At 50.1% G+C, this 15,511-nt stretch carries 7 protein-coding genes; 3 read left to right on the top strand and 4 right to left on the bottom strand.

Annotation, left to right across the window (positions count from 1 at the left end; translation table 11 throughout):
• Nucleotides 1-39 precede the first annotated feature (39 nt).
• Nucleotides 40-7,434, bottom strand: a complete 7,395-nt coding sequence (sprA, locus tag MRY86_RS22175) for a cell surface protein SprA (RefSeq protein ID WP_293571955.1) — start codon at nucleotides 7,432-7,434, stop codon at nucleotides 40-42.
• 281 nt (nucleotides 7,435-7,715) lie between these two features.
• Entirely contained in the window at nucleotides 7,716-8,312 is a 597-nt protein-coding gene (gene ruvA / locus MRY86_RS22180) for a Holliday junction branch migration protein RuvA (protein WP_293562901.1), read from the bottom strand.
• A 441-nt stretch (nucleotides 8,313-8,753) separates the two neighbouring features.
• On the opposite strand from ruvA, the gene MRY86_RS22185 reads away from it, so the two are divergent.
• From MRY86_RS22185 to MRY86_RS22195, 3 genes are all read left to right on the top strand, one after another.
• Complete coding sequence (locus tag MRY86_RS22185) at nucleotides 8,754-10,910, top strand: peptide MFS transporter (protein WP_293562900.1); 2,157 nt, start codon at nucleotides 8,754-8,756, stop codon at nucleotides 10,908-10,910.
• Between the two features lie 109 nt (nucleotides 10,911-11,019).
• A complete protein-coding gene (locus tag MRY86_RS22190) occupies nucleotides 11,020-12,768 on the top strand; it encodes a peptide MFS transporter (protein ID WP_293562899.1) in 1,749 nt (582 codons plus the stop codon).
• A 362-nt stretch (nucleotides 12,769-13,130) separates the two neighbouring features.
• Complete coding sequence (locus tag MRY86_RS22195) at nucleotides 13,131-14,246, top strand: ATP-binding protein (RefSeq protein ID WP_293562898.1); 1,116 nt, start codon at nucleotides 13,131-13,133, stop codon at nucleotides 14,244-14,246.
• Nucleotides 14,247-14,442: 196 nt separating this feature from the next.
• On the opposite strand, the gene MRY86_RS22200 is transcribed toward MRY86_RS22195, so the two are convergent.
• A complete protein-coding gene (locus tag MRY86_RS22200; protein WP_293562897.1) occupies nucleotides 14,443-14,703 on the bottom strand; it encodes a hypothetical protein in 261 nt (86 codons plus the stop codon).
• A 10-nt stretch (nucleotides 14,704-14,713) separates the two neighbouring features.
• On the bottom strand, nucleotides 14,714-15,310 hold the full coding sequence (locus MRY86_RS22205; protein ID WP_293562896.1) for a hypothetical protein: 597 nt from the start codon (nucleotides 15,308-15,310) through the stop codon (nucleotides 14,714-14,716).
• Nucleotides 15,311-15,511: the final 201 nt, after the last annotated feature.

Genomic DNA, 15,511 nt, shown 5'->3' on the forward strand with positions numbered 1-15,511 from the left:
ATGAACAGCAACTGCTTTTTTCGTCAAAACTCAATTCACTTAATTCAGCTGGAAACGGACGATAATACCTCCCGATGCATCTGTTCTGGGCGCTGCCGGGCCAATAGCCGGTACTGTACGCCGGTAATCAAAAAACAGGCGCAGTGAGAGCCGCTGACTGATCGCGTACTCCGCTGAAGGTGATATCGAGAAGGCATAAGTACCCCGGGTAGGCTCCTGAATGCCCTCATCCAACCGATGGGCAAAGCTGATATCATCCCGGATCGACATATCGAAGTTGATATCCAGGTCCTGCCCCTGCAGTCCACGGCCTCCACCGCCACGCCGGTTGTTCCGGCCCTGATTTTGCTGATTGGGGTCTTCCTCTTCCTCTTCCTCCTTTTTACGGTCTCGCTTCTTATTGCTCCCGGTCAGGAATGGAATGTCCACATTCCGGATCAGGTAGCCAAACCCTACAGTGAACTCTTCAGATTGTGTTTCATTCAACTGGTAGTTGACCGTACTCAGAGCCAGTGTACGGGATTTCTTATAATCCACATTTAAGCTAATCCCATTTTGCAGGGTCATATCCACCGCAATCAGCGGAGCAAACTGCTCCTGAATGACAACATCAGCTATCTCCAGGCGTGGGTAAAAGTTAAACGTCCCGGTATCTATGGGCTCCGTGGCCCGGGTAGCCAGGAACGGCAGACTTGACCGGAAGTTATTCACGCTAAGCGTGGACCGGTACCCGTGGGAGATAGAGAAGTTCTGGAAGATATCCCTGAAGAATGGAATCCGGGATAAGCCGTTGTATTGCATTCTCCAGTTAATAGAAGGAATCTGATCAAAAATATTCAACCGCACATTATTCGGGTCCACATCCCGGTAAGCAGCAATGAAAGCCGGCAGAATGACCTCCTGCTGGGTATTACCATAGCCCCGGGTGTAACCCAGTGCGCTAAGGTTTTCATCCTGGTGATTTCCCACCCCTAAACGACGGGAAATGATGACACGATTGGCTTCGAACGTGTTAAAGAGCTCGCTAATATCATCCCGGCTGTCACGGAATAGCGTATTCAGCGCATTGTAAGTCATTTGTGTGCTGCCCGTCTCATATGGCACCGTGTGGACTAACCGCCGCACGCCATCGCCCGGGAGGGTATCTTTAAACGTCTCCGAATAATTTTCTGTGAAGGTTCGGTTGAGCTCCAGGTCAATCCTGAAATCCTGGAAAGGCTCTATGGTTGCCCGGGCGTCAAACCGCTGTGAGTAGGTTTGCATGACCTCCCGGTTGAGGAAGGAGCTCCCGGTGATCCACTGCTCGTTTTCCCTAAGCCAGTCTCCCTCCACATTATTGGGGTTCGGGTTGAACAGCTGGTCTTCTGTTAAATTTCGGATGTTGGGCTGCAGTCCAGCCACGAAGCCCCAGCCCGGAGAATCAAAATCTGTCATACCCAGTATTTGTGACTGAGGCATGTAGCCTGGCACTGTGGTCGAAAACTGCTCATTATAATTGAAGCGCACCCGTCGCACCAGCATCAATGGCCGGATCAGTGCCCGCTCAATGGCGGAAGGCCCGTTGCGTTTCTTCTTTTTGTCCTCCTCGTCATCTTTTTGGCTCTGATTATCATCACGGGAATCTGGGCGCCGGCCGCGTGACCGGTTTGCACCACCTCCGCCTCTGGAGCCCCGGTTGATTTTCCGTAAGTAATCGACTTTGTCGTAAAGCCGCTCCAGGTTAAAGTCGAGGTCCGCCGTTCGGTTTTGGTTGTTTTGAATGACGTTACCCAGGCTATCCACGTTAAGAGCCGCAGCAGTCCAGTTGTAGCTGCCCTGATACTGTACCTTGGCCGTCACCCAGCCCTGCAACAACGGCAGGTGCTTGATGGGCAGGTCATACCCCACGCTCAGATTATGCTGATAATTTTTCGGACGGCCGAAGTTGCGGATATTCGTCCAGATACTATCCCTCCGGATTTCCCGAGCCTGGTCAAACCCAAAGGTCTCTACCAGGAAGGACTCATTGGGCTCATCAATTACAGCACTGTTGGTCGCATTGAAATTGAACTTCAAAGCTCTCGTCAGGTCCCACTGCAAGTCATAATCCCGGTCCCAGGTAAACCTTTTGTTGTAGAAAGTCCGGTACTCCGGTGCCACATCCGTGAAGCGGTAGCTCGTCGTTTCGAACACCCGGTTCATGATTGAGCTGAAGCTAAAGGCATTAGGCAACGGGTTGAAGTTAAACTCCGAAATGATCTTGAAAGCATTGCCCTGTATCCCTTTAAAAGGCTCGATGTAGTTGGTCCGCCTGCTAAAGGCATAATCGATAGAGCCCGTATGCCGCTCTTCTTCATTAAATTCAATAATGGGGTCCCGGAACTCAGACTCTGTATAGGAATAGGACGCGCTGAAGTTGGAGATATCCCACGGCATAGCCGCCTTGGAATTATCAGCCCGCTCTTTGCGGACATTTGTCAGGTTTAAACTTTTGATCGTGGTGACCTCCTGAGCAGCAGCTCGTATAGAATCACGCTCTGTACGGTTATCCGCATCCCTGAGTTTATCTTCCAGGAGGATATCCAGATCGTAAGGGTCAAATTCCGGTGTGCTTGTGGTATTGGATAACTGTGCGTAGAATGGCAATTGAAGCCCCCAGCGTTCCGGCAGGAACTTATCGAGATTGAAGTTGACCGCAAAATCGTAGCCAGTCAGCCGCTCCCGGGCCCGTTCCTGCACTTTCTGGTCCAGCGCACCAAAACCGATGGTACTGATGTTACCAGCTGCCGCAATCGAACCAAAGTCCGCCAACTGTGCATCAACCCTTGCAGTAGCAGCGGCACCGCCCCGCTCATCCAATCCGGTGAGGCGCATTTCATTGATCCAGACCTCCAGGTCGAAGTTTTCATCCTCCGTCACAAAGTCGTACTGATTTCGCACCCCGACCATCAGGACTTTCACCTGCCCCACACTGGGGTTGCCCCTGATTTTCAGGCGGTGAATCTTAGAGCCTACCTGCTTCTGCTCTACATATTCCTCGCTTAGGTTTACGCTGCCCTCATTACGCCGCTTTTTAAGCTCCACAAAGTCTTTCAGCGCAAAGTCAAACCCGTTGTCCGGCCGCCAAACTGCATTTTTATAGGAAGAACTGGTTGGCGCTCCCGACAGGTCCTCCACTTCCGACATCGTCAGCGGAATCTCGTACTCGTAATAATTGCCCTGAAAGTCGCTGCCCAGGCGGACGAAGATAGAGGTTGCACCTTCCGGAATCTCCGTACCATTTTTTTCTTCAGCGTGGATGAACATTTTAAAGCGTTCGTAAACCCGCATGTCCATATTGATGACTTTGAAGACCGAGCGGGTCGCCCCATTACACAGGTCTTCGATATTGAGGGACAGGGACTGCTCATTCTGCAGGTTGGTGAAAACCCCTACTGCTCTTTCGCGCTGAATACCTTCCGGCAGCACGTAGTTGAACGGTTCACGGCCGCTATTCTCCTCGATATTGACGTTGTCGACTGTGAAGTTGGTCTCGTCGTCAATACACTCCGGTGTGGCAGGGCCTCCTACCTCGGACAGGTCCGGGCGGTAGCGGCGCCATTGGTTGCGGACCAGCTCCAGGCGGGCAAAGCGCAAAGTTACCGGCGCGTTGAAATTGTGCAGGTACATCCGCATAAACTGAATGGAGCGGAAGTCCCGGATGCCACCGACTGCCTTATCGGGCTCCGTCAATGGGATACGGAAACGGTACCAGATCCGTCCGTTGGAAGCCTGCCTGCGGTCTGTGATGTAAGGTGTCTCTTCAAGGTCAATTTCACCGGGGTTCTCCAGGCTACGGCGCAGTGGGATCTTGTACTCGAAGTAGGTTTCCGATTCATTCAGGGTGTTGTCCTGATTGAGGTCCTCTGCATCCGGAATGTTGGTGCCGGTTTGGCGGAGGTTTTGGTTACCTGTATTTTGAGAAGCAGAGCGGGAGTTGCCGTCCGGGTTGTTGAATTGGATGTAGCGCTCGTAGACACCGGCTTCATTAGGCCATTGCCCGTCGTTATAGTACCGGAAGTTATCCTGTGAAGGGTCTTCTGCTACCTGCTGTCCCACCACCGCGTTGGTAGCCGAAATCGCCTCGATGTAATCCTGGTATTTTACCCGCTCAGCGGCATCACTCAACCCATCCAGGCCTACGTCCTGCTGCTCCCGGGTTGCCTCGTCAATGTCGAAGCCCCTGGTAATCTGCTGGGAAACGGGCACCCGTGACCATTCCGTATCATTGGTAGGCCGGCTGGGGTTGGTCGGGCCGGGAAGGCCGTTTTCGTAAAACAAGCGGGAGTCCCGGAGGATGTCCTCTGAAATGTTACCCAGGTTGATGTAGAGGTCCCCCTGCTTGGCATCGGCGTCAGAAGCAGCGCCCTGCCCGGACTCGTCAAGGAATGGGCTCAACATCCAGAACTCCAGGAATTCAATATTGGCAGACTGGAAATCGTTGGTGGTCATGTCACGCATAATGCCCGCCCATCGGGTTTGGGGGTCCTTGAGTTCCACCCGCCCGTTGGAGGTTTCCACCCCTCGTGTGTAGCCAGGATAGCCTTCGGGGACATCAAAGTTATAGGGGCCGCGAAGGGTTGGGTAATAGCGCAGGTCAAAGGTCTGTACGTTCGGTAATTGGTTAGGCTGCAGCTGCAAGTTAGGGAAGACCTCAAGCTGAGGCACCTGGCTGGTGTAAATATTGTCATTATCGGTTCCACCCCTTGCAGCCTGATCGATACGATACCAATTGAGCAGGGCCCGGTTGGCACCGTAGCGCAGGTCATTGATCAGCTGCCCTTCCGGGAAAAGCTGTTCTGCACCGGGATCGTCGTTCCGCGGCACACTGGCCAGAAACCAACGGTTGGCCTGAGCACGGAGGTCAAAGCTTGCTCCACTGCCTTCAAAGTCATCGATATAGACCACCCCTCCTTCATCCACAGGGTTGAGGCTAATCGCCCGGGCATGGCCGGGTTGAATAGCGGCGACCTCTGCAGCTACCGTGATATTGGACGGCTCCTTCGTGGACAAGCCCGGGAGGGCATCTACTGCGCGGGTCAGCCAGGGTGCCTGACGGCTCAGATTCATATCCAACCCGTAAATATTATTGTTGATGGGGTCATCTCCAACGTTTACTTTCTGGGTAAACGGACGCTCGAAAAGCTTCAGGAAAGTCGCACCGATATTAAAGTTCTCATCAATTTCATAGTCGGCCCTCAAACCGACCATCGTCTTTTGCTGGAAGCCGAAAAGGGTATTGTCCTCAAAAGAGACATTCACCGGCACGCCCGATTGCAGGATCGCATCATTCAGGATCCGGACCTTACCAATAGTGTAGTCCACCTCATAATCCCGGCCCTCCTGCAGTACCTGCCCACCGGCGCGCACCGTCACCGAGTTCGGAGGGATGTTGAAGGCGCCGAGCGATATCTCTGAGGAGACACTCGATTTGTATTCTCCCCGGATGATAAACCGGTTCTGTTCGGCGGCTTCCTGCGCGAGGAATACGGTAGTCCGGTAGAGGGAATCGTAAACGTATTTTCGCCGGAGTTCTTCGTCGTTAATTTGCCGGGCCAGAGCAGCACCGAAAGGCTCCAGGACCGGGAACATGATCCGCCCGTTTCGGGGGTTGATGGTTACGCCCGGCACAAAGTCAAAGATACCGTCGGGCTGCGGGTCGCCCTGTGTATTCAGGCTATCAAGGTTAAAAATGCGCAGAAGGGGTATCCCTGCGATATTGGTCTCTGGCAGGAATCGCTTCTGCCCTGCGCCAGGGTCATCGTAGAAAATATCGAGGCGGAAGTCCTCCTGATTCACCTGAAAGGCACCGATGGGGTACACGTTTTTCATCATCAGGTCCCAGGTCGGCACGTCGGTCCGCTGCGTGGTACTCTTCAGCATTTTCACAAAGAGCACCTTAGGTGTCAGGTCGGTGGTATCGGTACCAACTGTACTGTTGTTGATCGACATCTCCCCTACCCGGAAGATGCTGCCGTTGTATTCATATTCGAATGCCACGCCCAGCACCTGATCAGGCTGCACATTAATATTCACGGAGACGAAGCCCAGCTCCGGGTGGAAGGTGTACTCTGAAGGTTGTAGCTTGCGCGCACTTACTTTTTCAAAATCGCGGGTTTGCTGTAGCTCGAAGTCATTTTTGAGCGTAGAAACCGCACGGTCGATATCCCGGACCTGTTCGCCACGGGAGATGATACGGCTGTAGAGGTCGTTGGCGGAGTTATCAGGAAGCAGGTCCCGGTTGACCAGGTCGCGCTTGTTCCAGGATGGATTTTGGTTGATTTTATCTGGGCTAACGAGTCGATTCGGCTCGGCAAGGTCAGCCAGGGCAACGATATCCCGCACATCCGTTACTTCATTCCGGTCGTTGGTGATCCAGACCTCAAGCTTTTTGATTTTGAAGAGGCTGTTGATCTGCGGCAGGTTTTGCAGAGAACGGTTGAAGTTGTCGCGGTTGTAGAAGGTCAGCAGGAAGTGGCGGTTTTCGTCGTATTCATCGGCGCGGACTTCAAACTCCTGTACCTGGCTACCGCCTTCAATTTGGATGTTTTCCTGTTGAGAGCGCTGCTGGGAGACGATGGGCGTCAGGCGCAGGTGCCCGAATTTCAGTTCTGTTTTCAGGCCGAAGAGGCTTTGCCCACCCTGAATCAGGTTGCCCCGGAGTGGCAGGCTGACGTTACCGGCTTCAATTTTCTGCAGTATAGCATCCTCTCCCCCTTCAAAGTTGTCGGAGTTGTAGTCCAGCTTAATCTGGTTGTCAAAGTTGAAGTTGGCGTTGGTGTTGTAAGTAGTGGTCAGGTTGAGCTTTTCCCCGATTTTACCGACTACGTTCATGTTGATGTTCATGTCGAAGTCAAAGTTGGTCAGGTTCCGCTGCCGTTCGGGGAGGTCGGGGCGTTCGGTGATACTGGAATTGACGCCAAAGGTGAGGTCGATGTTACCCTGTGGGCGGATGTCCACCTCTGTGCCACCAAAGAGGCGCTCCAGGAGGTTTTCTTTCACGTCGATTTTCTCAATGGGGTCAAGGGCTCCGGTAGCCCCGGTAGAGCTGATGCCCGCCAGCTCATTAAAATAATTCTGCTGATCCTGTCTTTGACGGAAATTGAGGTACTCATCAAAAGACATAAAGGTAGGCGGGCGATAGAAGTCGTCCCCAATTTTTTCAGTGATGATATACTGGCCGGTAGCCGGGTCAAATTCCACATTCTGCTGAACGACATCGGGGTCATTGAGGTCAAATGGATTGGAATTCGGGTTCGTCAGAAAGTCGCCGAAGCGCTCATCGATATCCGGGATGGTATCCGAAGCTACCGTGTAGCTGCTGCTGTAGGGGTCCTCATTGAGGTGAGGGCCACTCCCCAGGGCAATAGTTGCTATCCCACACAAAAACGTAGCGAGTATCAGTAGTTTATTCATATTCAACATCATGGAATTCTTGCACGAGGCATCGCTTAATCCGTAGAAAATCAAAAAAGTCAGGGCATTGAAAGGGTTAAAATCTTGTTAATCCTAATCCTTTTACGAACACAATTTTCAGGGTGTTTCACCTATAAACGAAGGTGACGGGCATATTTTACCCCACCCGATAACTTTAACATTCTGCTTTTGGGAAACTTCGGAAGCCTCCTGTACCTGTCTTCAAAGACGGCGCAAAGTAACGCATTTCAACAGGGGCAACCAAAGCAAAATAGATTTGGTTACGACAGCTCCTTCAGCGCGAGCTTGATCAGGGTCTCCACCTGCCCAATCCCGGGCTGAGCTTTCAGTGCTTTGTTCAGGGCTTTTTGCGCATGAATACGATTGAACTGCAATGCAACCAAAGCTGATAACGCCTCCTCCCGGATCGTATTGTCTGCCTGTGGGACATTGGCTGGCAGGTTTTCGTCGCCCCCGTCCTTGAGGAGTTTGTCCTTGAGGTCGAGTATGATCCGCTGTGCGGTTTTCGCACCAATGCCTTTGATACGTTTGAGCCCGGTCACGTCCTCGCCAATGATAGAGGCCCGCATTTCATCCGGTGTCATAGAAGAGAGCATCAGCTGAGCGGTGCTCGGCCCCACACCGGATACGGAAATCAGGTGGCGGAACAGGTTACGCTCGACAGACTCGGAAAACCCGTAGAGCGTGTGGCTGTCTTCCTTGATGTGCTGATGGGTCAGAATTTTGACGGCCTCCAGCTTTTCGATCAGAGCGTAGGTGTGCAGGCTTATGTTGATATGGTAACCGATACCACCAGCTTCCACTACGACATAGGTCGGGCTTTTGTGGGTAATATTCCCTTTGATATACGTGATCATGATTAAAATGAGGTGAGGTAAGCAACCTGTTTCAGGTAATTGGAATGCGAAGGTAAGAAGTTCTGGTGGAAACATAAAATAGGAGTGGTGGAGAGCGTGCACGCAGGGACGCAGAGAAAAGGCACGCAAAGGCCGCGGAGAAATGGGATGCAGAGGCATGGCATACAGAGGGGGGTCAGGCTTTTGCTGCAGATGAAGTCAGCTGGTTATTCATTTTTTTGATCTATTGAATGCCATTTATTTTCATGCAGTATCCGTTGGGAAATACTCTAAAAGTGATTGTCTGTGAACTGCCTGAACTGCAAAATAATAGATGGGATATTAGGCAGGCTCAGCCAAAAGTATCTATTTTACACCCGTTTTGCAGCGCCGTCTCATCGGGCAACAGAAATGAAGAACCACACCGGGAAGACCCCGGCTTAGCTAAAACTACAATTACACATGTCGAAAGCGAACACCTTTGACTTTGACAATCAGCCCTCACTCTTTGGGCACCCGATTGGGCTTTTCGTCCTATTCTTTACCGAAATGTGGGAGCGCTTCTCCTATTATGGCATGCGCGCCATCCTGGTCCTTTACATCATCAGCTCCGCTACCGGCGACAACCCGGGACTGGGCTGGGAGTCCTCTGAGGCGTTGGCCCTTTACGGCTGGTACACCATGCTGGTTTATGTGATGTCTATCCCCGGTGGTATTCTGGCCGACAAGTTTATCGGGCAAAAGAAGGCGGTGCTCTACGGTGGCTTGACGCTGGTTGCCGGGCACGGTATTTTGGCTATTGAGGCTATTTGGGCTTTTTATACGGGCCTGGCCCTCATCATTCTTGGCGTGGGCGGGCTGAAGCCCAATATTTCCACCATGGTGGGTGGCTTGTACAAGCAAGGTGATGAACGGCGCGATCAGGGCTTTACTATATTTTATATTGGTATTAACGTTGGGGCCTTCCTGTCCTCCCTCATTGTGGGCGCGGTGGGCGAGACCATCGGCTGGCACTATGGCTTTGGACTGGCGGGTATTGGCATGCTCCTCGGGCAGGTCATTTTCATGCTGGGGCAAAAATACCTGAAAGGCGTAGGTGAACCGCCGAGCAAAGCCCCCAAAGCGGCCGGGGAAGCCGCAGATTCCTCCTTTGGCGACTTATTCCAGGAGCTTTTCAGGAGCCCGGTGCAGCTAGCCATTACGGCAGGGCTTATCGTTGGCTCTTCGGTTCTTGCATTTACCGCTTTTGAAGGCACAGACCGTTACCTCTACACAGCGCTGTTCCTGTTCCTTTCTATCGTAGCCGGGCTGATGATGATGATTTACAAGGAGGTGAACAGCATCGAGAAAGACCGCTTTATGGTGCTCATCCTGTCTTTCCTGATCATTATTGTCTTCTGGGGCGCCTTCGAGCAGGCGGGTGGTTTGCTCAATATCTACACGCTGAACAAGATTGACCGGACGGTGAACTTCCTCACCATTGATCTGCTGTTTTACGGAGCCGGCGGCATTTTGGTGATCCTCGGCATCATCCACTACCTGCAGAAAAAAGATACATACTACCTGTTTTTGCCGATTGGGGCACTCATTTTAGCAGGCTATAGTTTTTACCGGTCGGATTTGTATACCTCAGAGATGTATGAAATCCCGGCATCGGTATTTCAGTCGGTGAATGCCTTATTCATCATTATTTTCGGTACGCTGGTGGGCAGCTTCTGGATTTGGTGGAAACATCAGGGCTACGAGAGTTCGTCTCTGGTGAAAATGGCAGTGGGTACCATTATTATGGGCGCAGGCTTCCTGTTTATGGCGAAAGCCAGTGCCGATGTGGAGCAGTACGGCGATAAAGCCGCCCTCTATCTGCTCATCCTGGCCTACCTGCTGCACACGTTGGGCGAGCTTTGTGCTTCACCGGTTGCCTTGTCCTTTATCACGAAAGTGGCACCTGTCAAGTATGTCTCCATTATGATGGGGGTTTATTTTGCGGCCACCGGCCTGGGTAATAAAGTGGCCGGCGCCATTGGGGAATCGTCTCAGCTGGAAACCGTGAGTACGGAACTGGTGGCTTCTCCGGCGGAATATGACCTGGTTGCAGATACGGTCATCATGAAAGCCGATGATTTTGAGTTTACGGCCAATGCTTACCTGGAAGGCGGGCAGGTGGTGCTCCGCGAGGGCGGTGTGGACGTAAAGGAACTGCTGCAGCTTTCGTCCGAAAATGAGCAGCTACTGACCGAATACCTCCAAGAAGAAGGGGCGGCATCAGATGCTCAACTGACGGCAGTGGTGCGCATGGCCTACGATGAGGAAGCCAAAGCCGCCATGAAAGACGGTGGCGCTAAGGTCGATATCAGCAAATACAGTGGCGAAATTGAACTCTTTGAACTTCAAAATCAGCAGGAGTATAAGACCTTTGTCGGCATCTTCATCTTTACTGCGGCCTTTGGCGTGCTGCTGTTGCTCTTCTTCAAGCGCCTGAAGAAACTGACCCACGGCGCGGAGGACACCACCGACACCCACTTCGAGGAGCAGGAAGGGTACGAAATTGCTGATCAGACTGACGAGGACAATCCTACACAGGATGATGACGGGTCTATGCTGAACCCTCCCAAATCATAAAAACCCTGGCCTCCAGCCTTCTTTTGGAAAGGCCGGAGGCTTTGTCATCTAACCAAATTACGAATCTGCAAGCCCTGCTTCGGGGCCAACAAAAAACAGCAAAACACTTATGTCGAACGGATCATTGAACAGCCTGACCAAACACGGAACTGTGCTCGGGCACCCTTCGGGGCTATTCGTTTTGTTTTTCACGGAGATGTGGGAACGCTTTTCCTACTACGGTATGCGGGCCCTGCTCGTCATTTTCCTCATTGGCGCTATTGATGTAGAGAACCCCGGCTGGGGATGGGAACGGGAAGACGCGCTGTCCCTTTTGGGCACATATGCCCTTATGGTTTACCTCACGCCTATTATGGGCGGATACATTGCTGATAGAATGATCGGCTATCGTTCAGCGGTGGTTATCGGGGCATTGCTGATGACCCTGGGCCACGCCTCTATGGCGGTGGAGACCCCGCTCTTCCTCTACATTGGTATTGGATTTTTGATCTTTGGCAACGGCTTCTTCAAGCCCAATATGACCTCCATCATCTCCAAGATGTATGAAAACTTCCCGGAGAAAAAGGACGGCGCCTATACCATTTTCTACATGGGTGTGAATGCCGGCGCCTTTCTGGGCATAATGCTTTGCGGGTACCTGGGTGAGAAAGTAGCCTGGAGCTTTGGCTTTGGCCTGGCGGGTATTTTCATGTTCCTGGGCATGCTTCAGTTCTACTTCGCCAAGCCCATATTTGATGGCATTGGCGACAAGCCGGAATCCACTACTGATGAAGAGCTCGAGATACCGGAGGGCGACAAGCTCAACCCTTTCACCCTGCTGGACAAAATTCTGATCGGCGCTTTTGTGGTGCTCTCGGTAATCTGGATTTTCAATGATCCCCTGTCCAAGATCGGGGAAATACCGATATTGCCGGGCGGAGCGGAAGGCACTGTGGCCAATTCCGTGATACTAACGGCCCTGGTTGCCTTCCTTGTATTGCTTATTTCCCGTCTGACCCGTTACACGCCTTTGGTACGTGATAAAATGATCGCGGTAGCCATTTTTGCGTTCTTCACCGTATTCTTCTGGGCTTCTTTTGAGCAAGCGGCTGGTTCTATGGCCATCTTTGCCAAAGACTATACGAGCCGTGCCCTGGCTGGCAATACGGCCATGATTTTCAAAGTCGTGGACACCATCATCACCATCATACCACTGGCGATCATCACCTGGGTGCTTTACAGCCTTTTCCGGATGACCTACAAGAAAATCACGCTTTCCAATATTATCCTGGGGCTGAGCTTTGTGATTATCTGGGGGATCGTGATTTACAAACTAATGCGGGAGTTTTCCAATACAGGAACAGAGGTACCCGCCACCTGGTTTGCCATTCTGAATTCCCTGTTCATCATCATGTTTGCGCCTTTGTTCTCCCGCTGGTGGGAAAGCAAGTACAACCCTTCTGCGGCGGTGAAGTACGGAATCGGGCTGTCCCTGCTGGGCGTGGGCTTTGGTTTCCTGGTGTTCGGTTCCCTTTCTATCCCTCAGGGAGCAGAGACCGCCGCCGTAAGTATGATCTGGCTGATTCTGGCTTATCTGTTCCATACGTTGGGTGAGCTCTGCCTGTCACCGGTAGGGCTTTCCTACCTCAGCAAGCTGGTGCCTGGCCGCATGATTGCCTTTATGTTTGGCATCTGGTACCTGGCCATTGCCATTGGCAATAAGCTGGCACACTTTATGGGCGGCAAGATTGACGCGATCGTCTCGCAGTACTCTTTGAGTACGTTTTTCCTGATCTTCACCATAGTCCCTATTGCCTCCGGGCTGCTGGTAATGGCGCTCAATCCATTGCTCAAGCGCCTGATGCATGGTGTGCGCTAGGTAGCGATCCGCATCTTGAGGGACCGGGCTGTTGCTATTTGGCGCAACAGCCCGGTTTTTATTTCTTCCCTTCTGAAACTTTGAAGGCAGCGGATTTACCGCTATTTTGAAGGGGTATAGCATATAGCAATGAGGATAACCGACACCACTTACTATGAAGCCTGCCGTTTTTGTTGCAGTTGCCTAAGGCAGTAGGGGCAATGAAATGAAGTCTGCTGCTGCCCCCGTTAATTACCAAAATCCAGTTTCTGTATTAGACGCCAGAGATTCCCCTCATACCATCGTGCCTCAAATTCTAAATCATAAATCATAAAATAGCATACTATTTTAAGATTCTATTCATATTTCACTATATTTATAGTATGATTGAACGAATACTTACAGAACGAATAAGCGGAAAAGCCGGTAGAGGAAAGGCGATTATTATAATTGGGCCCCGGCAGGTTGGTAAAACGACATTGATCAAAAAATTGCTCAGGAACGAGCGATATCAATTTTTTGATGGTGACGACCCACGTATCAGAACATTATTGGACACCCCAAATACGGATCAAATACGTGCCTTTATAGGCGATCACAAGGTCGTATTTATTGATGAAGCACAGCGGATCAACAATATAGGCCTAACAATGAAAATAATAATTGATCAGCTAAAGGATGTTCAATTATGGATTAGCGGCTCCTCTTCCTTTTCACTGTTCAATGAGCTCAATGAACCACTTACCGGGAGGAAATGGGAATACAAACTATTTCCAATAAGCTGGGAAGAATTTGAGCATCATGTAGGGTTTATTGAAGCCGACCAGCAATTAGAAAGAAGATTGGTATACGGCATGTACCCAGATGTAATCAACAATCCTAATGAAGAGCCGGAAATTTTGGGAAATCTGGTTAGCAGTTATTTATATAAAGATGTTTTGTCTTACGCTGGAATAAGAAAACCTCAGGTATTGGATAAGCTGATTCAGGCATTGGCTTTACAAATCGGAAGTGAAGTCAATTACAATGAGTTGAGCCAGTTAGTGGGTGTGGACCGGAACACAATCGAGAAGTACATAACGATATTGGAACAAGGGTATGTCGTGTTTAGGCTACCAAGTTTTAACCGAAACGTTAGAAATGAAATCAAAAAAGGAAGGAAAATCTATTTTTATGATAATGGCATTCGGAATGCTGTAATTGGTGCCATGGACCACCTGGCATTAAGATCAGATGTCGGACAACTTTGGGAGAACTTTCTTATCTCAGAGCGAATAAAAATGAATAAATATAAATTCACCCTTGCAAAATCTTTTTTTTGGAGAACAAACCAGCAGCAGGAAATTGATTACGTTGAGCAAAGAGGGCTGAATTTGAAAGCCTACGAATTTAAATGGAACCCAAACAAGAAGGTTAAGATATCAAGTACTTTCACTAAAGCTTATGATGCCGAAGGGTTCCTGATTAACAGAGAAAACTTTAGAGCATTTATTAAGTAGATACCGGTCCTTCCATCTACCTAACTGGCCTTCCGTAGGCGGAAGGCCAGTTAGGTATTTAGGGTAAATGATTTAGCCGAACAAGCAAGGGGCATCCCCCTGAAGTAGGTCTGCCTGTGCAGGGCAGCGATACTAGGCAGTAGGAGTAAGGTAGGCAGTGAAGCTAGGTTTGAAGTAGTGTTTCATGGCTTTATTTTCAAAACCGAAGCTCCATGCCCCTGCGCCCTTTACCAGACCACGGCGCCTTGAACTGAACGATCAGCGTGAGATTAAGCTCATTGATCGGGCGGAGCATTTCCCGCTCTCTGTTCCTCAGCCCCAGGCCATGAATGTAGGACAGCTCTACCCTATACCTTTTGTACCAGTAGGCGAGCGACAGGTGTGAGGTGTACTCGAAATAACGGTGATCAGGAATGTTGCCCCCAAAATTTCGATGAGTAGCCCTTGTTAGCCACAATTATTAATACTCAATATTCACTTACCCTAAAACGTCCGCATTGGATATTCATACTATCGGGTGCATTAACGAAATGATTAACACTCCTTTGCGGGAAGCGAACTTGAAAATGCCCCTCTACGATACTAGTGTCTTGATTAAAATAATCAATGATTAAAAAGTCATTATAAGTCAGTTCATCATCGGGAGAAAAATCAAAGTCTCCAACTATGGAATGGTCTTCTAAATAGGTGTATCCCACGCTTGCAATGAGGTTAGGTGTTGAAACATTACTGTATGAAAATCCTAGCCAAATCGTATCGCTTAAACTGGTAAGTTCATTAATTATAAAAAACAACCGACCATCTATACCGTTTGATTCTTCTTTTCCAAGCGTTATCATTAACTTCCAAGAGCTATCAAAAATTTCTAGGTGATTAAAATCTGACTCCCAACATTCCCCATTCATCACACCAACACCATAAAAATCCTCCTGAGTCGAGCAATCCATTTCGCTACAATCAACCACCATGCCATCAGGTTCTTTTATCATCATATCATCATCATTGCAACAGCTTATAAGAAATGAAAACAGAATCATATTGAGAAAGTATAACTGCTCTTTCATTAGTGTACGATTATTATGGGCAGATGAAAATATCTTTCGGCAGATTTTAACTCAATATTAATAAAATGTGCGATCAGAATAAGCGCTTATCCCATTGCCACCCTTAAGATAAGAAGGCTCTGGAAACTTTTTTGTGACACTTTTCCCGAAAAAAGACAGGGCAGATTTTCACTTATTGCACCTGAAAAAACAAATACGCCC

It is taken from the genome of Phaeodactylibacter sp. (assembly GCF_022763345.1).
Taxonomy (GTDB): domain Bacteria; phylum Bacteroidota; class Bacteroidia; order Chitinophagales; family Saprospiraceae; genus Phaeodactylibacter.